Raw genomic sequence first — 26788 nt, 5'->3', positions numbered from 1 at the left:
CCCCCCCCCCCCCCCCCCCCCCCCCCCCCCCCCCCCCCCCCCCCCCCCCCCCCCCCCCCCCCCCCCCCCCCCCCCCCCCCCCCCCCCCCCCCCCCCCGCTCCCACGAGATCGTGCAGCCCTCCGGAAGTTGAGCAAGACCGCTGATCGGTGCTCGGTGAAAGACAGTTGGCTCCCCCAGGGGCCTGAACTGCGTCCTGGGGCACGACAACCTGCCATCACTCGGCCATTGCCCTGGCACCCCTCAAGTGGGATCATTCGCAACTGCATCTGATTCCCATCCAAGGCTGACCCTCGTGCCCGTCCAGCTCCTGCTCGCCGAAGACGACCCCCACCTGCGCCACGACCTGCAGCAGCATTTCCAGCGCCGCCAGTTCAGCGTGCAGGCCTGTGCCAATGGCACCGAGGCACTGAAGGCGCTGGCCTCGGGTCGGTACGACCTGATCCTGCTGGACATCCTGCTGCCCGGCATCGACGGCCTGAGCCTGCTCGACGAACTGCGTCGTGGCCAGGCCGTGCCGGTGATGCTGATGTCGGCCCTGGGCGCCGAGCAGGACCGCATCAGCGGCTTCACCCGTGGCGCCGACGATTACCTGCCCAAGCCGTTCAGCCTCGCCGAACTGGATGCGCGGGTCGACGCCCTGCTGCGCCGCGTGGCCCTCGACCGACACCCACCTGTCGCGTTCACCGAAGGCGCGCTGTGCTTCGATCCGCTCGACCAGGATGTCACTCACCACGGCCTGCGGGCCGGGCTGACCGGCTCGGAGTTTCGCCTGCTGAGCACCCTCAAGGCGCATGCAGGCGAGGCGCTGAGCAAACCGTTTCTGTACCAGAGCGTGCTGCACCGCCCCTACATGCGCCTGGATCGCGGCCTGGACGTGCACGTGTGCAACCTGCGCCGCAAACTGGCAGCCATCGGTGCCGGGCATTTGCAGATCCAGGCCGTGCGCGGCCAGGGCTACGTGCTGATCGACACGGTCCACGCCTGATGCGCCGCCATCCGCTGCTGTGGAAACTGGCGCTGCTGCAGGTGTGCTTCTGCCTGCTGCTGACCTGGCTTCTATGGACCTGGGGCCTGTCAGTGGAGCGCAGCACCTACTTTCTCGCCCCAGCCGAACGTGACTACCTGGCGCACTTCGCCGAACAGGCCGAGCAGGCCTGGCAACGCGATGGCGCCCAGGGCGTGGAGCAGTACCGGCGCGCGCTGCAACGCCGCGAAGATACCTGGGTCGCTATCGTCGGCCCGCGCCTGCAAAGCCTGGGCAGCACGCCGCTTAGTGCCGAAGAAGCCAGTCGCCTGACCTTCATGCGCAAGCTTGACTGGCCCATGAGTCGGCGCCTGCAAGACGAGCTGCCCTACGTCAGCATCGCTTTTCCCACGCGGCCGCAGGACGGTCGTCTGGTCATCCAGTTGCCCGAGCACCTGCTGCCCACCGGCCTGACGCCCTGGACCCACGTCATCACCCATGGCGTGGCGCCTGCGCTGCTGGCACTGCTGCTCGGCCTGCTGCTGTACCGGCACCTGGTGGTGCCGCTCAACCGCCTGCGCGACCGCGCCGACGCCCTGCGCGCGGACAACCTGGACAGCCCCGGTCTGGCCCTGCACACCCGCCACGACGAGCTGGGCGAACTGGCACAGGCCTTCGAGCACCTGGCCCTGCGCCTGCGCCGCAGCCTCGATCAGCAGCGCCTGCTGCTGCGCACCCTGTCCCATGAACTGCGCACCCCGCTGGCGCGCCTGCGGATCGCCCATGACAGCCCACTGCCCCCCGAGCAACTGCGCCAGCGCCTGACGCGGGAAGTGGACGACATGCAGAAACTGCTGGAGGACACCCTCGATCTGGCCTGGATGGACACCGAGCGGCCACAGGTGCCGACCGCGCCGCTGCAGGTGCTGTCGGTGTGGGAGGCGCTGGTGCAGGACGCCTGCTTCGAAAGCGGCTGGGCGGCCGAGCGCCTGCCCTGCACGCTGGGGCCTGACTGCGTGGTACAGGCGCACCTGGACAGCCTGGCCCAGGCCTTGGAAAACCTGCTGCGCAACGCCATCCGCCACTCACCGCTGGGCGGCCGGGTGTGCCTCGACGGCTGGCGCGAGGGCGAACACTGGCACCTGTGCCTGCGTGACCAGGGCAGCGGGGTGCCGGACGACGCGCTGAAACGCATCTTCCAGCCCTACCAGCGCCTGCCCGACAGCGGCAGCGGCTTCGGCCTGGGCCTGGCCATCGCGCGCAGTGCCGTCGAACTGCAGGGCGGTACGTTGTGGGCCAGCAACGGCCACCCAGGGTTGGTCCAGCATCTGCGGCTGCCGGCCGCGACAAGTGTTTAGAAAGTTAATGCGCTTTACTCTCAAATAGGAGTAATTACCATCTGTGATCTCTTGAATTCAGCCCGCCGTGCCGGAGATCCCAATGTCGCCCCGCTCGCTCAGTCCCGCCCCTTTCCTGCTGCTCTCCAGTTACCTGCTGGCCAGTGCGGTGCACGCCGCCACACCGCCTGGGGGAAGCGAACCGATCGAACTGGAGACCCAGACCGTCGTCGCCACCGCGCTGGAGGAAACCAAGCAGGCGCCGGGGGTCTCGGTGATCACCGCCGAGGACCTGAAGAAACGCCCGCCGGCCAATGACCTGTCGCAGATCATCCGCACCATGCCCGGCGTCAACCTCACCGGTAACTCCACCAGCGGCCAACGCGGCAACAACCGCCAGATCGACATCCGTGGCATGGGTCCGGAAAACACCCTGATCCTGGTCGATGGCAAGCCGGTGGCCAGCCGCAACGCCGTGCGCTATGGCTGGCGCGGCGAGCGCGACACCCGTGGCGACAGCAACTGGGTGCCGGCCGACCAGGTCGAGCGCATCGAGGTGATTCGCGGCCCGGCCGCTGCGCGCTACGGCTCCGGTGCCATGGGCGGGGTCATCAACATCATCACCAAGCAGCCGGGCGAGCAGACCCACGGCAACATGACCGTGTATCAGAACTTCCCGCAGCACGGCGAGGAAGGCGCCAGCAAGCGCGTCAGTTTCGGCCTCAACGGCCCGCTGACCGACGCCCTCAGCTACCGGGTGTACGGCAACGTGGCCAAGACCGATGCCGACGACTGGGACATCAACGAAGGCCACCAGTCCACGCGCAGCGGCAACCAGGTCGGCACCCTGCCTGCCGGTCGGGAAGGCGTGCGCAACAAGGACGTCAATGGCCTGCTGAGCTGGAAACTCGACCCTCGGCAGACGCTGGACCTGGAAGCCGGCTTCAGCCGCCAGGGCAATATCTACAGCGGCGACACCCAGAACACCAACTCCAATGCCACGGTCAAGCGCCTGCTCGGCCACGAAACCAACCTGATGTACCGCGAAAACTACGCCCTCACCCATCGCGGCGACTGGGACTTCGGCACCAGCATGGCCTATCTGCAATATGCCAAGACCCGCAACAGCCGCATCAACGAAGGGTTGGCCGGCGGCACCGAAGGCATTTTCAGCAACGCCGACAGGTCCACCTCGACCTTGCGCGACCTCACCGCCCACGGCGAGCTGAATCTGCCGCTGCACGCCTGGCGCGACCAGACCCTGACCCTGGGCAGCGAATGGAGCCAGCAGAAGCTCGACGACCCCAGCTCCAACACCCAGAGCACCAGTGAAGGCGGCAGCGTCGCGGGCCTGGCCAGCAGCGGCCGCAGCACCACTTCGCAGGCGCAGATCTTCTCGCTGTTCGCCGAGGACAACATCGAGTTGCAACCGGGCACGATGCTCACCCCGGCCCTGCGCCTGGACCATCACAGCGTGGTTGGCGACAACTGGAGCCCGTCGCTGAACCTGTCCCACGCGCTCACCGATGAACTGACGCTCAAGGCTGGCATCGCCCGCGCCTACAAAGCGCCGAACCTGTACCAGCTCAACCCCGACTACCTGCTCTACAGCCGTGGCCAGGGTTGCTACGGCCAGAGCACCAGTTGCTACCTGCAAGGCAACGACAAGCTCGAGCCCGAAACCAGCGTCAACAAGGAACTGGGCATCGAATTCCAGCGCGACGGCCTGGTGGCCGGCATCACCTACTTCCGCAACGACTACAAGAACAAGATCGATTCCGGCCTGGGTCGTATCGGCAGCGCCAGCGGCGGCACCGGCAGCTACGCCAATGCCGCGATCTACCAGTGGGAGAACATTCCCAAGGCGCTGGTCGAGGGCCTGGAAGGCACGCTGACCCTGCCGCTGACCGAGCAGTTGAAGTGGACCAACAACTTCACCTACATGCTCCAGTCGAAGAACAAGGAAACCGGCGACACCCTCTCGGTGACCCCGGCCTACACCCTCAATTCGATGCTCGACTGGCAGGCCAGCGACGACCTGTCGATGCAACTGAGCGTGGCCTGGTACGGTAAGCAGAAGCCGAAGAAATTCGACTACCACGGCGACCGCGTGACCGGCTCGTCCAACGACCAGGTGGCGCCCTATGCGCTGGTCGGCGCCAGCGGCACCTACGCGATCACGAAGCACCTGAGCCTGACCGCCGGCATCGACAACCTGTTCGACAAACGCCTGTTCCGCGCCGGCAACGCCCAGGGTGTGAACAACATCGACGGCGCCGGGGCCGCCACTTACAACGAACCCGGCCGCACCCTGTACACCAGCCTCACTGCCTCGTTCTGAGGCCGGTCGCCGCGCCGCCGCCCCGGCGCGGCCCCCATGGACGACCTGACGAGACCGCCTGATGAACACGTTTTTCTGCGCCCTGGCCCTGCTGCTGCCGCTGGCCGCACTTGCGCAACCCGCGCCCGAACAGACGATCGACACTCACCTGCTGCAACGCCACGACCTGCCCTATCGTTTCACGACCCTCGACCTGGACTCGGCAGATGGCCAGCGTCACTACCGCCTGTGGATCGGCAAGCCCGAGCGCCCGGCGCCGCCCGCCGGTTACCCGGTGCTGTGGATGCTCGATGGCAATGCGGCTTTCAGCGCCTTGCAGGCCCCGGCCCTGCGCCGACTGGCCGATGGACAGGCGCCGGTGCTGGTCGCCATCGGCTACCAGAGCGAGCAGCGCATCGAGCGCAGCGCCCGCACCTTCGACTACACGCCGCAGGTGCCGGGTCTTGCCGAGCAGCGCGACCCGCTGAGTGGTCAGCCCAGTGGCGGCGCCGATGCCTTTCTCGATCTTTTGGAGCAGCGCATGCGTCCGCTGCTGGCAGCGCAGCTCGCGCTGGATGCGCGGCACCAGACCTTATGGGGACACTCCTATGGTGGTCTGGCGGTGCTGCACGCGCTGTTCACTCGCCCGGGGATGTTCAGCGACTACGCCGCCGCCAGCCCGTCACTGTGGTGGCGTAATGGCGTCATCCTCAGCGAAGCCGACGGACTGGCCGAGCGCCTCAAGGACCATCGCCCCCGCCTGCTGCTGATGCGCGGCAGCGAGGAGCCGGCCAACCCACGTGCGCCGCTGGGCAGCGACAGCGAAAACGCGCTGCAGCAACTGCGCACCACGCTGGCGCCGATTCAGGCATTGCAGGTGAGCTACCGGCGCTTCGAGGGCCTGGGGCACGGGCCGATGCTACCGGCGTCACTGGCGGCGGTGCTGGAAACACTGGCCAACGACCCGCCCCCCTAGCCGCCCTGGCAGCGCCAGACGGTCTCGCGCAGGAAGCGGTCCAGCGCGGCGCTGTCACCACGTTCGCCGCGCTCCACCTCGACCGCCTCGGCGCGCATCAGCTCGGACTCGATGAACTGATGCAGCACGTCGTCGCGCGGCCCCACCTGCGCTTCGCCGGCCCGGCGCTTGCGCACCAGCAGGCGCTCGATCGCCTCGCGCAGTGGCGGCTCCTCGACCTTGCGGTCGAACAGCGTGGTGAAGGCCGTCGGCGGCATGCCAAGCCCGCGGTCGATCCAGCGCACCGCCAGCAGTGGGCGGATCACGTACAGGTACTTCTTCAGCCGCACCGTGTCGCCCAGCAAGTAGCCGCGCAGGTTCTTGCGCGCCATCGACAGATAATGATGGCGCACCGCACGCGGCGAATAGAACGCCTGGCCCAGCGCCGTCAGTTGCTCGCGCGCCTGCGCATCGGCGCGGTACACCAAGGGCGAACCCAGCCATTCGAGCAGGCTCGGGTTGGCCCCGCGCAGCAGGCGCAGCGCCTTGCGCAGTTCCCAGCCGCTGACGTCCAGCTCATCGCTGAGCGGCCGCTCGATGACGTCGCGCGGCTCGTCCACCCGCAAGTACCACTCGGCGCGGTGAACGTAGATGAATCGCACATCGTAGTCGCTGTCCGGCGAGGCGAAGCCCCAGGCGCGACTGCCGGATTCGCAGGCGTACAACACCGTGACGTCATGCTCGCGTTCGATGCGCTGAAGTTCTTCGAGCACCCGCGCACGCATGGCGTCGGACAGGGGATGGGGATCGTGCTCGTACATAGTGACTCTCCTCGCTTGAGCGCCTCGCCGGCGCTCCTCTCAACCTTTCACGCACACCACCTGACGCAGGGTGTGCAACACTTCGACCAGCTCGCGCTGGGCGTTCATGACCGCATCGATGTCCTTGTAGGCCATCGGGATTTCGTCGATCACCGCCGCATCCTTGCGGCACTCCACATGGGCGGTGGCGCGACGCTGGTCGTCGACGGTGAAACGCTGCTTGGCCTGGGTCCGGCTCAGCACCCGACCCGCGCCGTGGCTGCACGAGCAGAACGACTCGGCATTGCCCAGGCCCCGGACGATGAAACTCTTGGCGCCCATGGAGCCGGGAATGATGCCCAGCTCGCCCTGGCGCGCCGACACCGCCCCCTTGCGCGTCACCAGCACCTCCTGGCCGAAATGCTGCTCACGCTGCACGTAGTTGTGATGGCAGTTGATCGCCTCCAGGCTGGCCTCGAAGGGCCTGCCCAGCACACTGCGGGTCGCTGCCACGGTGGCGCGCATCATCAGCTCGCGGTTGTGCCGGGCGAAGTCCTGAGCCCACCCCACCGCCTCGACGTAGTCGGCGAAATACCGACTGCCTTCCTCGAAATACGCTAGGTTGCGATCCGGCAAGTTGGCCAGGTGCTGACGCATGTCGGCCTGGGCGCGCTCGATGAACAGGCTGCCGATGGCATTGCCCACCCCGCGCGAGCCGCTGTGCAGCATGAACCAGACCCGGTCGGCTTCGTCCAGGCACACCTCGACGAAATGGTTGCCGCCGCCCAGGGTACCCAGGTGCTGGCGGTTATTGGTCTTCTCCAACTGAGGGTACTTGTCGGTGATCGCCTTGAAGCGCCCCGCCAGCGCGCTCCATGCCTGGTCGGCCTGGCTGGGCACATCGCCCCACGCCCCTTGGTCGCGACGCCCGTGCGTCTTGCCATGGGGCACCGCTTTCTCGATGGCGCTGCGCAGGCCGTGCAGGTTGTCCGGCAGGTCGCGGGCGTGCAGCGACGTGCGCGCCGCGATCATGCCGCAGCCGATATCGACACCCACCGCCGCCGGGATGATCGCCCCGACGGTGGGGATCACACTGCCGATGGTCGAACCCTTGCCCACGTGCACGTCGGGCATCACCGCCAGGTGCTTGAAGATGAACGGCAGGCGCGCCGTGTTCATCAGTTGCTGGCGCGCGGCGTCATCCACCGGCACGCCGTCGGTCCACAGTTTGATCGGCTTGCGGCCGGCCACTTCCAACAGATTCATCGTCGTGTTCCTTGTCGTCGCTCAGCCGGTCTTGAGGCTGACCAATCCATTCAATACGTGATCCAGACCACCGAACACGGAGATCCGGTCGATACGTTCGGCCACCCGCTCCAAGGTTTCCAGTTCCTTCAGGCGCAACGCCGTCGGGCTGCCTTCCATCACCTTGGCGGTGTTGAGCAGCGAGCGCGTCGCCTGGGTTTCCTCGCGGCGCCGGATCACGTTGGCCTGGGCCGCCTTCTCCGCCTCCACCACCTGCGCCAGCAGGGTCTTCATCTCACCCGGCAGGATGATGTCGCGCACACCGAGGGTGCTGACCTCCAGGCCGCTGTCCGGCAGCAGCGCCTGCAAGTGCTCGCCGATGCGCGCGTCGATGTACTGCTTGTCGTCGAGCAACTCGTCCAGGGTGCGCGTGCCGACTGCCGCACGCAGGCCCAGTTGCAGCTCACGGTACAGGTGCTCCACCGGTTTGCTGAAGCGTGCATGGGCCATCAGCACATCGCTGTAGCGCCAGTTGGCGACCAGGTTCAGGCGCAGGCTCACCTTGTCGCGGGTGAGGATTTCCTGACCGTTGACTTCCAGCGCCTGCACTCGGGTATCGACGATCTCCACGGCGACCTGGCTACCGCAGCGCCAGAAGCCGTATTGACCGGCCTGCAGGAGGTCGACCACGGCACCGTCGATCTTCAGCACACCCACATGGAACGCTGGCACGGTGACCAGCAGTACATGCTCGAGCCCAGCCAACCCCGGCCGGTTCAGCCGCGCCAGCAAGGCGGGTGGCACGCGGCGGCCCTGGGTCAGGTCGATGCGCTCCAGCGTGTGCTGGGCCTGGCCTTTCCAGTACAGGCGGCGGCTGTCCGGGCCGAGCAGTTCCATCAGCTTGCCATCCTCCAGGCGCAGGCCCAGTTCGTGCTCGCCCAGGTCCATGCGCTCGAAGTAATGCTCGACCAGTTGTGGCTGGTGCTGGCGCAGGTAGCCGGCCAGGGGATGGTCGAACAGCGGGGTGTTGAGGTTGAAGGTCTGCACCGCCAGCCGGTCGTGCCAGTCGAAACGCGGGTACAGCCCAGGCTCCAGGATCGCCTGGAAATCGCCCTCGTCGAGCAGCAGGCCGCGTTCGTTCTTTTTCACGATAAAGCGTTTCATCCATTTCATTGTTCTGTTCCTCTCATTCATGTGCAGGGTGCCGGTGGTGCCGACTCACCGGGCACTGGGGGCGGAACCCGGCGCAGTTCTGGGGCCGGGAGCCAGGCTCCAGCGGCGGCCGTCGTTGCGCCGGGTCCGGCCAGCAGGCCGGGTGAATCGGCGGTGGTGCCGGCAATGCTTGCCGACGAGGGGCCTTCCTGGCCCTGCACCGCACCAGCGGGTGTTGCGTCATAGCTACCTTCGGAGGGTAGTGCCGGGTCTCCCCGGCGAGCGTTCGCGCAGCCGTTTCACGGGTCTGCACGAGAACGACCGGTCGTTGCAGCGGCGGCATGCACGACACCGACACCGGAGTGGGTACGTGCACCGGCGGGGTGGTAACCCCTTGCCCGAGGGCCTGCCTGGCGATGCGGTCAGAGAGGTGATTGCGAATGCTGTGCCAGCTTTCCAGCGACACAGCGTATAAAAATTTATCTCATTGATTTATAAGAATTTATTTTCATTATCTGGTTTGTCCAAATTTTCCACGGGTGATCGGAAGCTGAAATTTAATATACGCTTGGATCGTCACTTATCTTTTTGGATAAAACCGTGAACAAGTCACGCGTCGCCATCGGCTTTCTCGGCTCCACCCTCGACCGTAACGGCAAAGGCGCCGCGCGCTGGAACCGCTGGCGCCCCACCATCGGCCTGTGCCGCCAACCCGACCTGCCGCTGGACCGCCTGGAGCTGATCCATGGCCCGAGCGCCCGTGATCTCGGCCTGGCCGAGCGCATTCGCGCCGACGTGCAGCAGGTTTCGCCCGCCACCGAAGTGCGCCTGCACCCGCTCATCCTGCGTAACCCCTGGGACTTCGAGGAGGTCTACGGCGCCCTGCACGACTTCGCCAGCGACTACCGCTTCGACACCGAACGCGAGGACTACCTGGTGCACATCACCACGGGCACCCACGTCGCGCAGATCTGCTGGTTCCTGCTGACCGAGGCGCGCTACCTGCCGGCGCGCCTGGTGCAAACGGCGCCCTCGCGCCAGCGCGACGAAGCCAGCGACCCCGCCGGCACGGCCACCCTGATCGACCTTGATCTGTCGCGTTACGACCAGATCGCCTCGCGCTTCCAACGCGAGCAAGCCCAGGGTCAGTCGCTGCTCAAGTCCGGCATCGCCACGCGCAACGCGGCCTTCAACCGCACCATCGAGCAGATCGAACGGGTCGCCCTGCGCTCGCAGGCGCCGGTGCTGCTGGTGGGGCCGACCGGCGCCGGCAAGTCATTCCTGGCCCGGCGCATTCACGAACTCAAGCGCGGTCGCCATCAGCTCGAAGGACGATTTATCGAAGTGAACTGCGCGACCCTGCGCGGCGACGGCGCCATGTCCGCCCTGTTCGGCCATGCCAAGGGCGCCTTCACCGGCGCGCAAAACGCCCGCGAAGGCCTTTTGCGCGCAGCCGATGGCGGCATGCTGTTCCTCGACGAGATCGGTGAACTGGGCGCCGACGAGCAGGCCATGCTGCTCAAGGCCATCGAGGAAAAACGCTTCTTCCCGCTGGGCGCGGACCGCGAAGTGCAGAGCGATTTCCAGCTCATCGCCGGCACCCACCGCGACCTGCGCGCCAGAGTCGCCGACGGCTCGTTCCGCGAAGATTTGTTCGCCCGCATCAACCTGTGGACCTTCGCCCTGCCGGGCCTGGCCCAGCGCCGCGAAGACATCGAGCCCAACCTGGACTTCGAACTGCAACGCCACGCCCGCGAGCAAGGTCGCCAGGTGCGCTTCAACCTGCAAGCCAAACGCCGTTACCTGGCCTTCGCCCATGCCAGCGAAGCGCGCTGGGCCGGCAACTTCCGCGAGCTGTCGGCTTCGATCACGCGCATGGCCACCCTGGCCGACAGCGGGCGCATCGATGAAGCCTTGGTCAGCGAGGAAATCGAGCGATTGCGTCACGCCTGGGGGCTGGATGGCCAGACCGAGGACGATACGCTGCTGGCCGGGCGCGAACTCGACCTGTTCGATCGGGTACAGCTACGCGCCGTGATCGACGTGTGTCGGCGCTCGGCCAGCGTGTCCGAGGCCGGACGCGAGCTGTTTGCCGTGTCGCGGCAAGAGAAGGCCAACCCCAACGACGCCGATCGCCTGCGCAAGTACCTGGCGCGGTTTGGGTTGGCGTGGCAGCAGGTGAAGGGCGAGAGGTGAAGGCGTTGCAGAAGCGGTCAACCTGGAGCGACCCGCGGCACGCTCGCCCACGCATGACGTGAGCGAGCGACTGGGCATCAGGACGGGAGCTTGAGCGGCGTTTTCGCCAGCTGTCGCCAGGTGCTCACGATGACCTCGGGAACACCCAGCGAGTTGCGCAACTCGGACTCCTTGAGCGTCTTGTATGCCTCGAAATGCTGCAGCAACAGGTCCTTGTTCGGGTTATTCCCCTCTTTGTCGCGGCCGGCCTGACGACATTCCATGACCTTGGTCTTCCAACTCGCTGGCAGCGGGACCTCACCGACCTCCAGATCATCCACATACCAGACGAAGTTGCGGCAACTGCCGCCGCTGGTATCGCCCAGGGCACAAAGGGTCTGCTCGTGCTGATGCACTTTCGCCCTTCGGTCGGCGATGATCTTCGGCCAGAGTTTCTCGGCGAAATCGGCGTACTTCAATGCAGCCTTGGCCACAGTTCCGTCGTCGGGGCGGCCGTAGCTGGACAGCAGTGGATCACGCGCTACGCCGTCGCGCCCCAGATTGCCGGGATCGACTACGGCCATCTCCTGGAACAGGGCCAACTGTAGGCTCGCCGCGATCAGAAACACGCTGAAGCCCAGTTTCGCGTACTTGTCGCTCATCAGGGTTCCCAGCATGCCGTTCGGCCCGGACAGGAAGGTCGACTCATATTTCTGCAGCAAGGTGAACAGGTGCTTGCGGTCTTCCAGTACGGTCAGGTCCCGAGCGGCCTTGGCCGGCAGGTATTCGTACTCCAAGTGCTGCTGGATGTTCTTGATGGCACCGTCGACGCTGTCGATCAAGCTCTGCTGCAGCTCTTGGCCGACGATCCGCTTCATCTCTACGTAGACTTTGTCGAAGTAACTGGGCACCCCTGGCGGGAATACCGACTCGAACAACGACTTGGCGATCGCCCCACCGAGCGAAGACAGCAAGCTACCCGCAAGCTTGGAGCCGATGGTCGCCAGCACCTCCTCAGGGTTGTCCAGGAACAGTTCAGTATCGGCCGTGTCGGACAGCACCTTGGGCATCGCCCCGAGGAAAAGCAGGCGTCCGTCCTGATCCACCGCCACTTCCTTGAACAGATAAACCAATCGGCCGAAGTTGGTGGTGCGCAGCAGCACGACAGATCGAGGACGTGCACCGTTGAAGGGTTTGTTCAAGTAGGTGAACGTTTCGTCCTGCAGCACTTCGCCCTCGAGTAGCGGCGTTTCACGCTGTATCGACTGCATGACGCACGCCGTGCGCGCAGCATGTTGGCGCAGTACAGAATCACGCAGGGAGGGCAAAGCGTCGGGTGACGCCACGGGGATCGCCGACATCGGCGCAATCATCTTGCCCAACGTGGCCTCGTCCATGTCATGCGTACCGTGATGGGCGAGATACTGCAGCATGTGTCGCCTGGCGTAGTCTGGCGGCGCGTCGGGGTAGACCTGGGCGATACCGAAGATAAAACCGACATTGATAACGTGATCGAGCGCTTTTGCGTCTTGCATCATGACTCCTGGATCCCTGGGGAGAGCGAGAGTGGACGGTAGTTATCAGAGCTGGAAATAAGGATGTGCCGGACGGCAACGAGAGCCGAAATGGAGAGGTTTGAGTGGGTAGCGCTCCGCAATTGATATCAAAGAGCCATCAATAGCCGAATTGGTGATATCACGCAATAGCCATTCGATCAGACCTGCTCCCCAGCGCAGTGCCTGATCGTTGGCATGACTGTTTCACGACGACTGTTTCACGACGACTGTTTCACGACGACTTCACTGAGCCCACAGCGCCAAGGCCCTTCACGCATAGGCGTACTTGAGCACGTACACACTCAGCTCCCGGAACACCGACTGCGGAATCGCCGGCATCAGTGCCTGGGCCTTTTCCAGCGTCTGGCAGCAGTGCTGCACCATCTGCTGACGAGCGGGCGCATCGACCATCCCGGCATGCACCACCTGCGAGTACTGCACGTAGGAACAGGGGAAGTTGGCCTGTTCGCTGCGGATGATCTGGAAGTGCGGATTGAGCTGCGGCGCTGTCACGAACGGCTGGCCCTTGAAGTCAGGCTGCGGCGTCAAAGCGGCGGGCGCCTCGCAGCGGCTATGGCACAGCGCCTGGCTTTCCATGCCGGTTTCGAACCCTCGGTGATACAAGGTGATTTCCGAGCCGGGCGCCTGGGTGCAGGCATTCTCGAACGCATCGAGGATCGCGCGGGCATTGCCCTGGGAGGTCTCGATTTTGCTCAGCGGCACGAAACGCTCGAATTCGTCCTTTGCCACCGCCTTCACGCCACGGTGCAGCGTGGCCCAGTGACTGAACTCCTTCTGGCAAGCGATCAGGTGCACCTCGAAGCGATAGCCGAGCGCCACAGCGGTCGCGGGGAAGCTGGCGAAGTCGGCGCTGTCCAGCGCGCTCTCCATGATGATGTTGTAGCGGTTCTGGAAGGCGTAGCTGAACAGCTTGTTGCCCAATGCCCAGATGAACGGCTCGGTCTGCGCGTAGACTTCCAGCCCGCTCAACGCGCGCATCTGCTCATAGCGTGGATGCAGGGCGCGGTACGCCGGCACATAGAGGCGTACGTAGTTGTCGTAGGCGTTGCCGGGCAACAGGTGGTTTTCCAGCAGGTAGGTTTTGCCTGAGCCCTGTGCACCCGCGACGATGAGCAGCTTTGGCTCGGGCTGACCGTCACTGCCCACATCGCGGGTCTTGTCGAACAAGGTGGCGCTGATGGCCTCGAACACGGCCTGCAACTCGGCTTCGGTGTAGGGATAAGGATGGGACATGAGGACGTTCTCCAGGCGAATGACCCGTGATCGGGTCGGCCGCTGAACTGTCCATCAGGTGCTACCGGCGGGCGCGGTAGATAAACCCCGCACCCAGTCTTCGCTGGACTGGGTGCAGAGCATGGGCTCACTGCAGTTTCAACTGGGCCTTGAGAAACGCATACAGCAGTGCCGCGCTCTTGCGATAACCATCGGCCGTCAGGTGCACCAGGTCGGGCCGCCCCAGGCCGCTGGCCTGCCAGGCGGCGATCGAGCACGGCCCACCCATCTCGGCCTGCCAGTCCCAGAACAGTGCCTTGTACTTCTGCGCCGCCTGGCGCTGGATACGCACCACACCGGCCAGCGGCTGCGGCTGACGCGCCGCGCAACTGGCCGCGCGGCGCTGCTTGATCGAGTCCGGTGGGCCGACCAACAGGATCGCCGCCTTGGGCATCTGCTGGCGCAGTTGGCTGAGCGTGGCCTCGAGGTGCGCCTGGTACGCCTGGAGGTCAAGCGTGTCGTCGAACGCTTCGTTGGTGCCATAGGCCAGGATCACCAAGTCCGGGCGCAACGCCTTGAGCGTGTCCTGCCAGCCGGCCTGCCACTTGTCCACCACCTCCAACCGCGCACCGTTGATGCCCAGCGACGAATACGTCACCCCGGCGTTCTTCTGCCCCTGGATGTACCAACCGCCCAGCGCTACCCCCTTGGCACCCTCGACACTCAACTTCACCGGCAATCCAAGGTTGACGAACGCCGGGCTCAAGCGCCACTGGCCATTGCTGGCCGGCAGCATGCGCCGTTGGCTACCGTTGGCAACCAGCGTGGCGCTGCGGCTGGCTTGATACAGCGCGGAGATCCGGTAGCGCTGCGCGTCGGGATCGCGCGCCTGGATGTTCACCGCCGCCCGTTCGGCCAGCGGCGTCGACAGATAGCCGCCGAGGGGGAAGCGCTCGCTCTGCTGATTGCGCGCCGACACCAGTTCCCACTGGCGTCGCTCGCTGGTGATGATCACCCGGTCGCTGCGAATGCCCGGCACCGGCGAAGCCGGCACCAGGCCGATGCCGCCGTCGCCATAGCGCGCCTGCAGCAGCTTGCGCAGCTCGCCGCTGAACAGGTCGGCAGCCGTGTGCGAGTCGCCCAATTGCACGATGGAGATCGGCGTGCGCCCCGCCGTCCGGAACTTGCCGGCCAGCAGCGCCAGGTTGCCGTCGTCGCGGGCGGCAACGCTGGCGCGTACGGGCGCTTTGGCGGTGGCCTGGGGCGGCGCGCTGGCGCCGGTGCTGCAAGCCGGCAAAGCGCTGACGATCAGCGCCACGCCCAGCAGGTGATGCCATTGGCGCATCTCAATGTCCTGTTGCGGTCAGGACCGGGAAGTCGATCAACGACAGCACCTGTGCGGCGATCATCTTCTGGCCCGTGATGGTGAAATGAATGCCGTCGTCGACCCGGACCTTGACCCGCTTGCCCTCCGGCGTTTGCACCGTATACGAGAACTGATCGTCGTCATAGCCGAGAATCGGATTGGCCGAAATGTAGTGCTGGCCGAACTGCGCGGTGCGTTCCTGATACAGCCCGCTGAGGTACTGCATGGCCGTCGACAGCCGCGCTTTCTCCATGTTCGGCGGGCCGACCCAGATCACTTGGACGTTGTGCTCGCGCGCGCGTTCGAGAATGGCGTCGATGCGCGCGCGATAGGCCGACTCCCAGTCCGGCGACTTGAAGCGCAGGAAGGGTCTGCCCTTGCCTTGGGGCATATCCCAGGGATCGTTGGGACCGAGGAACACCACCATCAGACGGATCTTCGGATCGCCGGCCAAGGTGTCGGCCACGGTGCGCGGCCAGTCGAAGAATCCGGGGTAAGCCAGGCCGGTGCTCTGCCGACTGAGGTTGATGGTGTTGATCTGGTAACGCTTGCGCAGGCTGTTGGCCAGATGAGGGGCGACACCCTGCATCAGCGAGTCACCCACCAGGAACACTTCGTCGCCAGCGGCGAGGGTGGCCATGGCTCCCTTGGCAGGCATCGGCGCATCGGCGGGCGGCACTGCAGGCGTCGGCGTTACCGGTGCGGCGGGCTCATGGACAGGCACCGCTGCGGGCACCGGCGGGTGCACGGCGGCAGGCGTCTGCACGTCGACGGTGACCACCGGCAACGCGGGCGGCAAGTCCACCAGCGGCGGCGCTTCGGCCAACGCGATCTGCCCACGCAGGCTGTCGAGGAAGCTGTCGCGACCATGCTCCAGCGCCGCCGTCAGGCCGGCACCGAGGCGCCAGGTGGACGACTGCCCCAGCAGCGGCAATTCGCAACTGCGATGGTACTTCTGCTGGCAATACAGGCCGATCGAATCCTGGTTCAACCAGAACAGCACAACGGTGGTCACCAGCAGGGCATACAGCGTGCGCAAGGCGCCGATCTGCACCTGGAACAGGCGGCTGTCAGAAACTGGCATAGATGAACCCCGGCACGCCTGACTGCGAAGCGAAGATGACCAGCGACACGAACAGCGCCAGCGGCAAGGGATACACCTGCCAGGGCAGGCGCTGGCTGGCGGCGAAGCCCTGGCGCAGGGTTGTCAGCCACAGCGGGTACGTGGCGATGTACAGCACGCAGGCCAGCAGTAGCACGCCGGTGCTGGAGTCGAGTCCGGCCAAACTTATCTGGCCGATGTCACCGAGCATTTCCCAGGCGCCCTCCAGCGTCGGGCTGCGGAAGAAAATCCAGGCGAAGGCGACATAGTGGAAGGTCAGCAGGCGCGCCAGCAGATCGGAGCCCGGCACGCGGGCGAAGCCGGGGCACCACTGTTCGAACAGCTTGTACACCGCCAGGCCAACGCCGTGTAGCGCCCCCCACAGGATGAAGTTCAGGCTGGCGCCATGCCATAGGCCGGAGATCAGCATGGCCAGCAGCATGTTCAGATTGCCGCGCCATACGCCTTGGCGATTGCCGCCCAGGGGAATGTAGATGTAGTCGCGGATGAAGCGTGACAGGCTGATGTGCCAGCGCCCCCAGAACGCCTTGAGGTTACGCGCGGCATAGGGTGCATTGAAGTTGTCCGGCAGCCGGAAGCCCAGCAGCAAGGCGATACCGGTGACCAGGTGGGTATAGCCGCTGAAGTTGAAGTAGATCAGCAAGCTGTAGCCATAGACGGCGAGCAGCACCTGCTCGGGGGTGTGGCTGCCGGGCGTCTCGAACACCGGATCGACCCACTGGCTGCCCAGCCAGCCGCTGAGCAGGAACAGCTTGACCACGGCCAGGGCAATCAGCCCGAGCGCGCGTTGGGGTTCGAGTACCTCGCGCAGGGTGGTGGGGCGGATCTGCGGCAGCAGGTGCTCGGCGCGGTTGACCGGGCCGGCGATCAGGCTGGGGAAAAAGGCCAGGTACAGGGCCAGGTCCAGTGGCGCAGCCGAGCCCATTTCGCCGCGGTTGATCGACACCAGGTAGCTGACCGAATGAAAGGCGTAGAACGACAGGCCGATGGGCACCAGCAATTCGAGCACCGGCAGCGACAGGTCGAGCCCGGCGCTGGCGAAGGCGCTCTGCACGCCGCTGGCGAAAAACTCCTGGTACTTGAACAGGTAAAAGCAGCCCAGCACCAGGGTGAGCAGCAGCGCGCCATTGAACCAGCGTCCCGGCTGGCGCGCCGCCAGCAAGCCGAGCAGATACACCGCCCCGCTATAGCCGAGCAGGACGTACAGCGACTCCAGGCTGAAGCTGGCCACCAGGGCATAGCTGGCCACCAGCAACAGCAGGTTCTGCAGCCGCACGCTCCAGCACAGACACCAGTAGAGGACGAAGAAGAGCGTGAAGCTCAGGCCGAATTCGATCGAAAGGAAGCTCACACTGTAATCCGTTACGTGACCTTGAAGGCTTGAGGGAGAAACGCCCGATTAAGCGCCGTTGAGGCTCGGAGCGGTGCATGATGCGAGTCACTCAGGGCTGCTTGGCAGACCCGAAGGCATTGAGTGAAGAACATCCCAAGATCAGAGCGGGCAGGATTATGGCAGAGGGTAAATGGGTGCTCAATCCGACTGATCCTGAAAATGCAATAAGAATGTTCCGGGCCAAATGCAACAAAATGCGTCAAACACCCTGCGTCAGATTCCCGGCCGCCATTTGCTCGCTCCGCGTCGCTCTGCTAGTGTCGCGCCGTTGAAACCGCCACCGAGACAGCCGCCATGGCCCGCAAGAAGACCTCCATCGATTTCGAACAATCCCTCGCCGACCTGCAAGCCTTGGTCGAGCGCCTGGAGACCGGCGAGCTGTCGCTGGAAGAGTCGCTGGCAGCGTTCGAGCAGGGCATCGCCCTGACCCGCGACTGCCAGGGCGCCCTGTCCCAGGCCGAGCAGAAGGTGCAGATCCTCCTCGAGCGCGACGGCGAGCTGGCCGCCCAGCCCTTCGACGCGGAACCGGAGGCATGATCGCGCGCTACCAGGCCCAGAGCCAGGCGCGCGTCGACGCCGCCCTCGAACCGCTGTTCGTGGCGCCGTCCAAGGAACTCGAGCGTCTTTACGCGGCCATGCGCTACAGCGTGATGAACGGAGGCAAGCGTGTGCGTCCGCTGCTCGCCTACGCCGCCTGCGAAGCCTTCGGTGTCGAGGCCGAGCGTGCCAACGGCGCGGCCTGTGCGGTGGAGCTGATCCACGCCTACTCGCTGGTGCACGACGACCTGCCGGCCATGGATGACGATGACCTGCGCCGCGGCCAGCCGACCACCCACAAGGCCTTCGACGAAGCCTGTGCCATCCTCGCCGGCGACGGCCTGCAGAGCCTGGCCTTCAGCGCCCTGCTCGACGATCGCCTGAGCCCGCAGCCCGATGCCATCCGCCTGGCCATGGTGCAGGCCCTGGCCCTGGCTGCGGGGCCGGCCGGCATGGTCGGCGGCCAGGCCATCGACCTCGGCTCGGTCGGCATCAAACTCGACCAGCCCGCCCTGGAATTCATGCACCGGCACAAGACCGGCGCGCTGATCGAAGCCAGCGTGCGCCTCGGCGCCCTGGCCAGTGGCCGCGCCGAGCCTGCGCAGTTGCAGGCGCTGCAAGGTTATGCGCGCGCGGTTGGCCTGGCGTTCCAGGTGCAGGACGACATCCTCGACGTGGAAAGCGATACCGCGACCCTGGGCAAACGCCAGGGCGCCGACATCGCCCGCGACAAACCGACCTACCCGGCGCTGCTGGGCCTGCAGGCGGCCAAGGCGTACGCAATCGAACTGCGCGACCAGGCGCTGGTCGCACTTGAAGGGTTCGGCGAAAACGCCGAGCCATTGCGGGACCTGGCGCGCTACATCGTCGAACGCCGCCACTGAATGTGCGGGGCTGCTGCACGGCCCCCGCTCCCCCCGTCTGAATGGGCAGCTTTTCCTCCAATGGGGTAAACTGCCGCGTCTTCAAACCTATAACGACTCGCCTGATGCCCACGACGTTTCAAGAGATTCCCCGCGAACGCCCGGTCACGCCTTTGCTGGACCGCGCCGACACGCCCGCCGGCCTGCGCAGGCTGGCCGAAGCCGACCTGGAGAGCCTGGCCGACGAACTGCGCCAGGAGCTGCTCTATACCGTGGGGCAGACCGGCGGGCATTTCGGTGCCGGCCTGGGCGTCATCGAACTGACCATCGCCCTGCACTACGTCTTCGACACGCCCGACGACCGTCTGGTGTGGGACGTGGGCCACCAGGCGTACCCGCACAAGATCCTCACCGGACGCCGCGAGCGCATGCTCAGCCTGCGCCAGAAGGACGGCATCGCCGCCTTCCCGCGTCGCAGCGAAAGCGAGTACGACACCTTTGGCGTCGGCCACTCCAGCACCTCGATCAGCGCGGCGCTGGGCATGGCCATCGCCGCCCGCCTGCAGCACAGTGCGCGCAAGTCCATTGCCGTGATCGGTGATGGCGCGCTCACCGCCGGCATGGCCTTCGAGGCGTTGAACCACGCCCAGGAAGTGGATGCCGACATGCTGGTCATCCTCAACGACAACGACATGTCGATTTCGCGCAATGTCGGCGGGCTGTCCAACTACCTGGCCAAGATCCTCTCCAGCCGCACCTACGCGAGCATGCGCGAGGGCAGCAAGAAGGTGCTGTCGCGCCTGCCGGGCGCTTGGGAAATCGCCCGTCGCACCGAGGAATACGCCAAGGGCATGCTGGTGCCCGGCACCCTGTTCGAGGAGCTGGGCTGGAACTACATCGGCCCGATCGACGGCCATGACCTGCCCACGCTGATCGCCACCCTGCGCAACATGCGCGACCTCAAGGGCCCGCAGTTCCTGCACGTGGTGACCAAGAAGGGCAAGGGCTTCGCGCCTGCCGAAGTCGATCCGATCGGCTACCACGCCATCACCAAGCTGGAGCCGACCAACCGCCCCGCCGCGCCGAAGAAACCCAGCGGACCGAAGTATTCCGCCGTGTTCGGCCAGTGGTTGTGCGACATGGCCGCTGCCGACAACCGCCTGGTGGGCATTACCCCCGCCATGAAGGAAGGCTCCGACCTGGTCGCCTTCAGCGAACGCTTCCCAGAACGTTACTTCGACGTGGCCATCGCCGAGCAACACGCGGTGACCTTCGCGGCCGGCATGGCCTGCGAAGGCGCCAAACCGGTGGTGGCGATCTACTCCACCTTCTTGCAGCGCGCCTACGACCAGCTCATTCACGACGTGGCAGTGCAGGACCTGGACGTGCTGTTCGCCATCGACCGCGCTGGCCTGGTGGGCGAGGACGGTCCGACCCACGCCGGCAGCTTCGACCTCTCTTACCTGCGCTGCATCCCCGGCATGCTGGTGATGACGCCAAGCGACGAGAACGAGCTGCGCAAGATGCTCAGCACCGGCCACCTGTACAAAGGCCCGGCCGCGGTACGCTACCCGCGCGGCACCGGCCCCAACGCGCCGATCGACGGCGACCTGGCGCCGCTGGAAATCGGCAAGGGCGTGATTCGCCGTCAAGGCGCGAAGGTGGCGCTGCTGGTGTTCGGCGTGCAACTGGCCGAGGCCTTGCAGGTGGCGGAGCGTCTCGACGCCACGGTGGTGGACATGCGCTTCGTCAAGCCACTGGACGAGGCCCTGGTGCGGCAAATGGCCGGCAGCCACGAACTGCTGGTCACCCTCGAGGAAAACGCCATCATGGGCGGCGCCGGTTCGGCGGTCAGCGAGTACCTGGCACGCGAGGCGGTGGTCATGCCGCTGTTGCACCTGGGCCTGCCAGACCACTACGTGGAACACGCCAAGCCGGAGCAGATGCTCGCCGAATGTGGCCTGGACGCCACCGGCATCGAAGCGTCGATCACGGCACGACTCACCCAGCTCGGTCTCTGAACGCCGCCGCGCCCCTCACCTGCGGTGTTTTCATCGCGTTTGAGCCCGCTGCCACTGCGCAGCAGGCTCAAGCGCAATTGCTATGGAACGGCACATGAAACCCTCGACCCTGCTCGCCCTCCTCTGCCTCCCCGCCCCGCTGTTGGCCGCCAGCCGCGACGACGCCCTGAAACTCGACGACACCCTCGTCAGCGCCAACCGGCAGGTGGAGTCGCGCACCAGCAGCAGCGCGGCCAACACCGTGTTCACCCGCAGCGACATCGACCGTCTGCAACCGAGCAGCGTCACCGACCTGCTCAGCCGCGTGCCCGGCGTGCAAGTAGCGCCCACCGGCGGGCGCGGCAGCCTGCCGGGTATCTTCATCCGCGGCACCAAGACCGCGCAAAGCCTGGTGCTGGTCGACGGCGTGCGCATCGCCAACGCCAGCTCCGGCGACAGCGGCTTGCAGTTTCTCGACGTCGACCAGATCGAGCGCATCGAAGTGCTACGCGGCTCTCGTTCGGCGGTGTATGGCAGCGACGCCATCGGCGGGGTGATCCAAATCTTCACCCGCCGCGCCAGCGGCCCGGGCCTGCAACCGCGCCTGCGGCTGGCTGCGGGTAGCCAGCAGACGTTCCAGCGCAGCCTGGGCCTGTCCGGCGGCAATGGTCAGACCCGCTTCAACCTGGGTGCCAGCCTCGACGAAACCGCCGGTATCGACTCGACCGGGCCGTCCTTCGCCAGCGACGGCGACCACGATGCCTACCGCAACAAGAGCGTCAACCTGAGCCTGAGCCATGTCTTCAACGAGCGCTTCGAAGCCGGCCTGAACCTGCTCGACAGCCGGGGTCGCAGCGAGTACGACAATCCGTTCGGCCGCTTCGACCCCGTGACCTTCGACAGTTTCGGTCAGAAGCCCTACACCGATTTCACCGTCAGCAGCCTGGGCAGCTACCTCGATGCCCAGCTCAGCGAGCGCTGGCACGCGCGCCTGGAACTGGGCCACAGCGAAAACCGCGACCGCAAACGCGACACGCTCAGCGACGACGGCAGTGTGTTCAATACCTACCGCGACCAGATCACCTGGCAGAACGATCTGACCCTCGACGCCGGCCATAGCCTATTGCTGGGTGGCGATTGGTATCAGGACCGGGTGCACGGCAGTACCCGCTTCGATAAAGACAGCCGCAGCAACCGCGCGCTGTTCCTCCAGCATCGCTACCACGGCGAAGCGTTCTCCACCGAATTGGGCGTGCGCCGCGACCAGAACCAGCAGTTCGGCGGCCAGACCACCTGGAGCGGCAGCCTGACCGTACCGCTGAATGCCGACAACGACCTGCTGCTGTCCTACAGCGAGGGCTTCCGAGCACCGACCTTCAACGACCTGTATTACCCGCAGTACAGCAACCCCAACCTCAGCCCGGAGCGCTCCAGAAGCTATGAAGTGCAGTGGCGCAGCCAGTTGGGTGCCGCCAGCCAGTTGGAGGCCTCGCTGTACCGGACCGACCTGCGCGATGCCATCGTCTTCGGCGAAGGCTCGATCCCGCGCAACGTCGCCTCCGCGCGCATTGACGGCGCAGAGCTGGCGCTGACCCAGGATTGGGGCCCATGGCGCAGCCAGCTCGGTCTGGCGGTGATCGACCCGCGCGACCGTGACAGCGGCCATACCCTGGCCCGCCGTGCGCGCCGCACCGCGAGCTTGGATCTGGACCGTCAATTCGAGCGTTTCACCCTCGGCGGCAGTTGGCAGGCTGTCAGCAGCAGTTTCGACGACGAAAGCAACCGCCAGCGCCTCGGTGGTTACAGTCTGTTCGGCCTGCGCGGCAGTTGGGCGGTGAGCGACACGTTGAAGTGGGAGGCCAAGCTCGACAATCTGTTGGACAAGCGCTACAGCCGCGCCCTGTACAGCTACGACGGCAGCACCTACGGCTATCGGGAAGCGGGTCGTACCTGGCTGCTGAGCCTCACTTGGACGCCGGCGCTTTAGCGTCGAGCAGCGCACACAGCCGCGCAGTCGCTTCGATCATCTGTCCGCTGGGACGCTCCAGTCCTTTATCGGGCACCACCAGCAGACGCCCGCCCGCCACCGCGCTGAGCGTTGGCCAGGCCTGCCAACTGCTCAATTGCGCCGTGTCGCCCGCCAGAATCGCCTCGGGATCGCGCGCCAGCACCGACTCGACGCTCACCTGCGGCGCGGGCTGGGCCAGATCGGCGAAGACATTGCGCGCACCGCACACGGCCAGGGCGTCGCTGACCACCTGGCCACCGCCCAGGGTGTACAGCGGTCGATCCCACACCTGGTAGAACACGCGCAGTGGTCGGTCGCGTCGATAGCGCTCGCGCAAGTGGGCCAGGCGCAGACGCAGTCGGTCGGTGTAGCGCTGTCCCGTCTCTGCGCGGCCCAGACGCACGGCGATGGCCTGGATCTGGTCGATCAGTTGGTCGAGGTCATGGGGTTCGCCGCTGAACGTGGCGATGCCCAGTTGGCGCAACTGCTCACGCTGGGCTGGTGGCACGCTGCCGGGCCACAGCAGCAACAGGTCGGGTTTGAGCGCCAGCAGTCGCTCCATGTCGAGCTGCCCATAGCCGCCGACCGACTCCAGCCCCTGCAAGCGCTGCGGGCGCTCGCCGCTGTCGAGCACCCCCACCAGCAGGTCGTCGGCGTCCAGCTCCAGCACGATCTCGGTCATCGACGGCGCCAGGCTCACGACCCGGGGCGCTGTATCGGCCCACGCCGCGCTGCTCAACAGCAGCGCCAACCAGCAGGCACGCATCGACATCAGCGCCGGATCAGGCCTGGGGCACTTCGCCCTGGTGCTGGTTGCCCATCATGTGACCGAGCTTGTCGGCTTTGGTCGCCAGGTACAGGCGGTTGTGCGGGTTCTGCCCGGTGTGCAGCGGTACGCGCTCGGCCACGGCGATGTTCATGTCGGTGAGCGCCTTGACCTTGCGCGGGTTGTTGGTCATCAGGCGCAGCGACTTGACGCCCAGGTGCTCGAGCATCGGCAGACAGATGGCGTAGTCGCGCTGGTCGGCAGCAAAACCCAGACGCTCGTTGGCCTCGACGGTATCGGCACCGCCATCCTGCAGTTTGTAAGCGCGGATTTTGTTCAGCAGGCCGATGCCGCGACCTTCCTGACGCAGGTACAGCAGCACGCCACGGCCTTCCCGGGCAATGGCCTGCAATGCAGCTTCCAGTTGCGAGCCGCAGTCGCAGCGCTGGCTGAACAACGCGTCGCCGGTCAGGCATTCGGAGTGCAGACGCCCCAGTACCGGTTGGCCGTCGGCAATGTCACCCAGGCTCAGCACCACGTGCTCGCGGCCGGTGGCCTGTTCGAGAAAGCCATGCATGGTGAAGGTCGCGAAAGGCGTCGGAAGCTTGGAAGCGGCAACAAAGACGACGGGCACGTTGTGCTCCTGAAAAAGTAGGAAATTTCGATGGGCGAGATTGTATCAGCAGCCCGACGGCCGTGGGCACGCGGATATTCGTGGCTTCGGATCGAAAGATTCGATGATGGCTCGAACCGAGTAAGCTGCCTCAATGCGGCTGACTGTCCGCCGAGAACGGATACGGCTGCTTCCAGCGCTGGAAGATCGGCTTCAACTCACCGCTGCGTACCAGCGTTTCCATGCGTTGGTCGAACAGCTCGCGCAGCGCACGGCCGCGCTCGCTGTCGGTGAATGCCAGGTACAGCGGCAGCTCGGTAAGGTGACTGCGACGGAACCGCGAGGGCTGGTCGGCATGCTCGAGGACGTAGTCGACCTCGGTCTGCGCATCGATGTAGTAATCCACACGGTCATGCTCGAGCATCGGCAGGATGCCTTCACGGCGCTGGATCTCGCGGAAGTTGTTCACATCGGGCAGGTACTTCTGGAAGTCGTAGCCGCGCACCCAGGCCAGCCGGGCGCGGCCGATAGTTGCCACTTCCGGCACCGGCTTGTCGACCAGGCTCAGGGCATAGATATGATCCATGTCGAAATGCCAGCGCGGGTAGAGGTTGTCGGTGTCTTCCTGCTTGTACGAGCCGACCCAGGCATCGGCCTCGCCCCGTTTGACCAAGCCAATGGCTCGACTGTAGGGCGCGCTCTCGGTCTGAACGGTCACCCCCACCGGCTCGAAGACCTTGCGCAGGACATCCCAGGCCACGCCGCTGCCGTCGGCGTTGGTGTAGTCGATCCATTCTTCGCTGACCAACCGCACCTGCTTCGGCGACTCGGCCGCCACGGCACTGCCTATCAGCACACTCAACGCCAGCAACACAGTCTTCATGACCATCGACCTGCTCCCTGTGTATCAGGCCACCGCCCAGACCAGCACCTGCATGCCCAGCCAGGCGAATACCCCGGCCAGGACGTCGTCGAGCATGATGCCGACGCCGCCGTGCACATGGCGATCGATCCAGCGGATCGGCCAAGGCTTGAGAATGTCGAAGAAACGGAACATCAGGAACCCTGCCAGCAGCCACTGCCACCCCTCGGGCACCAGCCACAGGGTGATCCACATGCCGACCATTTCGTCCCAGACGATGCCTTCATGGTCGTGCACGCGCAAGTCGTTGGCCACCTTGCCGCACAGCCAGAAGCCAAACAGCATGGTGATGCCCAGCAATAGCCAGTAGCCCCAGTCCGGTAGCATCTGCCATAACGGAATGAACGGCAGCGCCACCAGCGAACCCCAGGTTCCAGGCGCTTTGGGCAATGTGCCCGAGCCGAAACCGAAGGCGATGAAGTGCCATGGATTGCGCCAGACCGAAGGCGGAACGAACTCCGCAGGCACCTGATTGGGGTGGTCGGTCACGGTGTCTCCCTGAAGTGTTGATAACCCCGTTGCACCGGGGTGATGTCATGACCCTGGCTGTCCCTGAGCGTAACGCCTGCTCCGGGCAGCACGCGGCCGATGACATGAACATGGATGAAGCCCGGCAGCACCAGGCGCTGTAACGCCTCGGGCGCGATGGTGAAGGCCAGCACGTAGTCGTCGCCGCCGGTGAGCGCAGCTTGAAGTGCCGCGTCGCGACCGAGCAGCGCCTGCAGTTCGGTAGATACCGGCACCTGCTGCTGGTTCACTTCGAGCGCGACGCCCGAGGCTTTGGCGATGTGGCCACAATCGGCCAGCAGGCCGTCGGAGATGTCCAGCGCGGCGCTGGCATGACCGCGGAGCAACTGACCGAGGGTCGATTGCGGCATCGGCGCCCAGTAGCGGGCGAGCAGCGGACGCGCCAGCTCCTGGGCGGCCTGGCGCTCGCCGAGCACCAGCGACAAGGCACCGGCAGCATCGCCCAGGTGATCGCCGACGCACAGCAGATCGCCGGGCCGCGCGCCGTCACGGCGCAGTGCCTGTCCAGCCGGAACCCGGCCGAATACAGTGACGGTGAAGCTCAGCGGCCCGCGCGTGGTGTCGCCTCCGATCAGACTCATGCGGGAGCGGTGAGCCATGCGGCTCAGGCCGTCGCTGAAGTCCTTCAGCCACTGTGCATCGACCTCGGGCAAGGTCAGCGCCAGGGTGAAGCCGATGGCTTCGGCGCCCATCGCCGCCAGGTCGCTCACCGCCACGGCCAGCACCCGCTGGCCGAGCAGCGAAGGATCGCACACAGCCGGAAAATGCACGCCTGCCACCAGGGTATCGGTGGACACCGCCAGTTGCTGGCCGGCGGCCAGCTCCAGCAGGGCGCAGTCGTCACCGATGCCCAGGGCCACGCCCTCGACGGCCTGCGCACAGTGCGCAGCGGCAAAGAACTGGCGGATCAGCTCGAACTCACCCATGGCT

At 65.7% G+C, this 26788-nt stretch carries 22 protein-coding genes; 9 read left to right on the top strand and 13 right to left on the bottom strand.

Annotated elements, in window-relative coordinates:
• Positions 1–294 precede the first annotated feature (294 nt).
• The 4 genes from Q6A47_RS19245 to Q6A47_RS19230 all read left to right on the top strand — a co-directional run bounded on the left by Q6A47_RS19245 (position 295) and on the right by Q6A47_RS19230 (position 5599).
• The gene (locus tag Q6A47_RS19245) at positions 295–987 is read left to right on the top strand and encodes a response regulator transcription factor (protein ID WP_304485093.1); all 693 of its coding nucleotides are present in this window, start codon (positions 295–297) and stop codon (positions 985–987) included.
• Positions 987–2324 (top strand): HAMP domain-containing sensor histidine kinase, encoded by a 1338-nt coding sequence (locus tag Q6A47_RS19240; RefSeq protein ID WP_304485092.1) that lies wholly within the window; start codon positions 987–989, stop codon positions 2322–2324. Before Q6A47_RS19245 ends, Q6A47_RS19240 begins: the two co-directional genes overlap by 1 nt.
• Positions 2325–2406: 82 nt before the next feature.
• Complete coding sequence (locus Q6A47_RS19235) at positions 2407–4644, top strand: TonB-dependent siderophore receptor (protein ID WP_304485091.1); 2238 nt, start codon at positions 2407–2409, stop codon at positions 4642–4644.
• Positions 4645–4705: 61 nt separating this feature from the next.
• Positions 4706–5599, top strand: coding sequence for an alpha/beta hydrolase (locus Q6A47_RS19230; RefSeq protein WP_304485090.1), 894 nt, complete (start codon positions 4706–4708; stop codon positions 5597–5599).
• Here the strand turns inward: Q6A47_RS19230 and Q6A47_RS19225 are convergent.
• Genes Q6A47_RS19225 through Q6A47_RS19215 form a run of 3 tightly spaced genes read right to left on the bottom strand, consistent with a single transcriptional unit; the run spans position 5596 to position 8796 of the window.
• A complete protein-coding gene (locus Q6A47_RS19225) occupies positions 5596–6399 on the bottom strand; it encodes a nucleotidyltransferase domain-containing protein (RefSeq protein ID WP_304485089.1) in 804 nt (267 codons plus the stop codon). The two genes, Q6A47_RS19230 and Q6A47_RS19225, sit on opposite strands and share 4 nt — an antisense overlap.
• Before the next feature lie 39 nt (positions 6400–6438).
• On the bottom strand, positions 6439–7644 hold the full coding sequence (locus Q6A47_RS19220; protein ID WP_304485088.1) for an RtcB family protein: 1206 nt from the start codon (positions 7642–7644) through the stop codon (positions 6439–6441).
• A 21-nt stretch (positions 7645–7665) separates the two neighbouring features.
• Positions 7666–8796, bottom strand: a complete 1131-nt coding sequence (locus tag Q6A47_RS19215; protein WP_304485087.1) for a slipin family protein — start codon at positions 8794–8796, stop codon at positions 7666–7668.
• Between the two features lie 579 nt (positions 8797–9375).
• Here Q6A47_RS19215 and rtcR point away from each other — a divergent pair.
• Positions 9376–10971, top strand: a complete 1596-nt coding sequence (rtcR, locus tag Q6A47_RS19210) for an RNA repair transcriptional activator RtcR (protein WP_304485086.1) — start codon at positions 9376–9378, stop codon at positions 10969–10971.
• 77 nt (positions 10972–11048) lie between these two features.
• On the opposite strand, the gene Q6A47_RS19205 is transcribed toward rtcR, so the two are convergent.
• The 5 genes from Q6A47_RS19205 to Q6A47_RS19185 all read right to left on the bottom strand — a co-directional run bounded on the left by Q6A47_RS19205 (position 11049) and on the right by Q6A47_RS19185 (position 17579).
• A complete protein-coding gene (locus tag Q6A47_RS19205; RefSeq protein WP_304485085.1) occupies positions 11049–12485 on the bottom strand; it encodes a hypothetical protein in 1437 nt (478 codons plus the stop codon).
• Between the two features lie 291 nt (positions 12486–12776).
• Entirely contained in the window at positions 12777–13760 is a 984-nt protein-coding gene (locus Q6A47_RS19200; RefSeq protein ID WP_029614520.1) for a zeta toxin family protein, read from the bottom strand.
• 127 nt (positions 13761–13887) lie between these two features.
• Positions 13888–15084 carry an SGNH/GDSL hydrolase family protein gene (locus tag Q6A47_RS19195; RefSeq protein ID WP_295488697.1) on the bottom strand — a complete coding sequence of 399 codons (1197 nt, stop codon included), beginning with the start codon at positions 15082–15084 and terminating at the stop codon, positions 13888–13890.
• Position 15085: 1 nt separating this feature from the next.
• Complete coding sequence (locus tag Q6A47_RS19190; protein WP_304485084.1) at positions 15086–16189, bottom strand: SGNH/GDSL hydrolase family protein; 1104 nt, start codon at positions 16187–16189, stop codon at positions 15086–15088.
• A complete protein-coding gene (locus Q6A47_RS19185) occupies positions 16176–17579 on the bottom strand; it encodes an MBOAT family O-acyltransferase (RefSeq protein ID WP_304485083.1) in 1404 nt (467 codons plus the stop codon). The genes Q6A47_RS19190 and Q6A47_RS19185 overlap by 14 nt, the downstream gene beginning before the upstream one ends.
• 336 nt (positions 17580–17915) lie before the next feature.
• Here Q6A47_RS19185 and Q6A47_RS19180 point away from each other — a divergent pair, with 336 nt between their 5' ends.
• From Q6A47_RS19180 to Q6A47_RS19165, 4 genes are all read left to right on the top strand, one after another.
• Entirely contained in the window at positions 17916–18158 is a 243-nt protein-coding gene (locus Q6A47_RS19180) for an exodeoxyribonuclease VII small subunit (RefSeq protein ID WP_029614518.1), read from the top strand.
• Positions 18155–19042: a (2E,6E)-farnesyl diphosphate synthase gene (ispA, locus tag Q6A47_RS19175; protein WP_304485082.1), complete on the top strand. Its 888-nt coding sequence runs from the start codon at positions 18155–18157 to the stop codon at positions 19040–19042. The genes Q6A47_RS19180 and ispA overlap by 4 nt, the downstream gene beginning before the upstream one ends.
• Positions 19043–19146: 104 nt before the next feature.
• Positions 19147–21042, top strand: a complete 1896-nt coding sequence (gene dxs, locus Q6A47_RS19170; protein WP_304485081.1) for a 1-deoxy-D-xylulose-5-phosphate synthase — start codon at positions 19147–19149, stop codon at positions 21040–21042.
• A 94-nt stretch (positions 21043–21136) separates the two neighbouring features.
• Entirely contained in the window at positions 21137–23008 is a 1872-nt protein-coding gene (locus Q6A47_RS19165) for a TonB-dependent receptor domain-containing protein (RefSeq protein WP_304485080.1), read from the top strand.
• Here Q6A47_RS19165 and Q6A47_RS19160 read toward each other — a convergent pair.
• The 5 genes from Q6A47_RS19160 to thiL form a co-directional block, all read right to left on the bottom strand.
• Positions 22986–23795, bottom strand: coding sequence for a cobalamin-binding protein (locus Q6A47_RS19160; protein ID WP_304485094.1), 810 nt, complete (start codon positions 23793–23795; stop codon positions 22986–22988). The two genes, Q6A47_RS19165 and Q6A47_RS19160, sit on opposite strands and share 23 nt — an antisense overlap.
• Positions 23796–23811: 16 nt before the next feature.
• Positions 23812–24429: a GTP cyclohydrolase II gene (gene ribA / locus Q6A47_RS19155; protein WP_304485079.1), complete on the bottom strand. Its 618-nt coding sequence runs from the start codon at positions 24427–24429 to the stop codon at positions 23812–23814.
• A 130-nt stretch (positions 24430–24559) separates the two neighbouring features.
• Positions 24560–25297, bottom strand: coding sequence for a substrate-binding periplasmic protein (locus Q6A47_RS19150; protein WP_304485078.1), 738 nt, complete (start codon positions 25295–25297; stop codon positions 24560–24562).
• Positions 25298–25315: 18 nt separating this feature from the next.
• Positions 25316–25819: a phosphatidylglycerophosphatase A family protein gene (locus tag Q6A47_RS19145; protein ID WP_029614515.1), complete on the bottom strand. Its 504-nt coding sequence runs from the start codon at positions 25817–25819 to the stop codon at positions 25316–25318.
• Complete coding sequence (gene thiL / locus Q6A47_RS19140; protein WP_304485077.1) at positions 25816–26784, bottom strand: thiamine-phosphate kinase; 969 nt, start codon at positions 26782–26784, stop codon at positions 25816–25818. Before thiL ends, Q6A47_RS19145 begins: the two co-directional genes overlap by 4 nt.
• Positions 26785–26788: the final 4 nt, after the last annotated feature.

The sequence above is a fragment of the Pseudomonas boreofloridensis genome, assembly GCF_030580795.1.
GTDB lineage: Bacteria > Pseudomonadota > Gammaproteobacteria > Pseudomonadales > Pseudomonadaceae > Aquipseudomonas > Aquipseudomonas boreofloridensis.
The sequence above is the reverse complement of the archived record's forward strand: the minus strand, read 5'-3'. Positions and strand labels throughout refer to the sequence as shown.

What these genes read in the sequence shown, in the direction of transcription:
- Q6A47_RS19240 (WP_304485092.1), top strand. Translation starts at nt 987, where the DNA reads ATGCGCCGCCATCCGCTGCTGTGGAAACTGGCGCTGCTGCAGGTGTGC.
- Q6A47_RS19235 (WP_304485091.1), top strand. Translation starts at nt 2,407, where the DNA reads ATGTCGCCCCGCTCGCTCAGTCCCGCCCCTTTCCTGCTGCTCTCCAGT.
- Q6A47_RS19230 (WP_304485090.1), top strand. Translation starts at nt 4,706, where the DNA reads ATGAACACGTTTTTCTGCGCCCTGGCCCTGCTGCTGCCGCTGGCCGCA.
- Q6A47_RS19225 (WP_304485089.1), bottom strand. Translation starts at nt 6,399, where the DNA reads ATGTACGAGCACGATCCCCATCCCCTGTCCGACGCCATGCGTGCGCGG.
- Q6A47_RS19220 (WP_304485088.1), bottom strand. Translation starts at nt 7,644, where the DNA reads ATGAATCTGTTGGAAGTGGCCGGCCGCAAGCCGATCAAACTGTGGACC.
- Q6A47_RS19215 (WP_304485087.1), bottom strand. Translation starts at nt 8,796, where the DNA reads ATGAAATGGATGAAACGCTTTATCGTGAAAAAGAACGAACGCGGCCTG.
- Q6A47_RS19205 (WP_304485085.1), bottom strand. Translation starts at nt 12,485, where the DNA reads ATGCAAGACGCAAAAGCGCTCGATCACGTTATCAATGTCGGTTTTATC.
- Q6A47_RS19200 (WP_029614520.1), bottom strand. Translation starts at nt 13,760, where the DNA reads ATGTCCCATCCTTATCCCTACACCGAAGCCGAGTTGCAGGCCGTGTTC.
- Q6A47_RS19195 (WP_295488697.1), bottom strand. Translation starts at nt 15,084, where the DNA reads ATGCGCCAATGGCATCACCTGCTGGGCGTGGCGCTGATCGTCAGCGCT.
- Q6A47_RS19190 (WP_304485084.1), bottom strand. Translation starts at nt 16,189, where the DNA reads ATGCCAGTTTCTGACAGCCGCCTGTTCCAGGTGCAGATCGGCGCCTTG.
- Q6A47_RS19180 (WP_029614518.1), top strand. Translation starts at nt 17,916, where the DNA reads ATGGCCCGCAAGAAGACCTCCATCGATTTCGAACAATCCCTCGCCGAC.
- ispA (WP_304485082.1), top strand. Translation starts at nt 18,155, where the DNA reads ATGATCGCGCGCTACCAGGCCCAGAGCCAGGCGCGCGTCGACGCCGCC.
- dxs (WP_304485081.1), top strand. Translation starts at nt 19,147, where the DNA reads ATGCCCACGACGTTTCAAGAGATTCCCCGCGAACGCCCGGTCACGCCT.
- Q6A47_RS19165 (WP_304485080.1), top strand. Translation starts at nt 21,137, where the DNA reads ATGAAACCCTCGACCCTGCTCGCCCTCCTCTGCCTCCCCGCCCCGCTG.
- Q6A47_RS19160 (WP_304485094.1), bottom strand. Translation starts at nt 23,795, where the DNA reads ATGCGTGCCTGCTGGTTGGCGCTGCTGTTGAGCAGCGCGGCGTGGGCC.
- Q6A47_RS19150 (WP_304485078.1), bottom strand. Translation starts at nt 25,297, where the DNA reads ATGGTCATGAAGACTGTGTTGCTGGCGTTGAGTGTGCTGATAGGCAGT.
- thiL (WP_304485077.1), bottom strand. Translation starts at nt 26,784, where the DNA reads ATGGGTGAGTTCGAGCTGATCCGCCAGTTCTTTGCCGCTGCGCACTGT.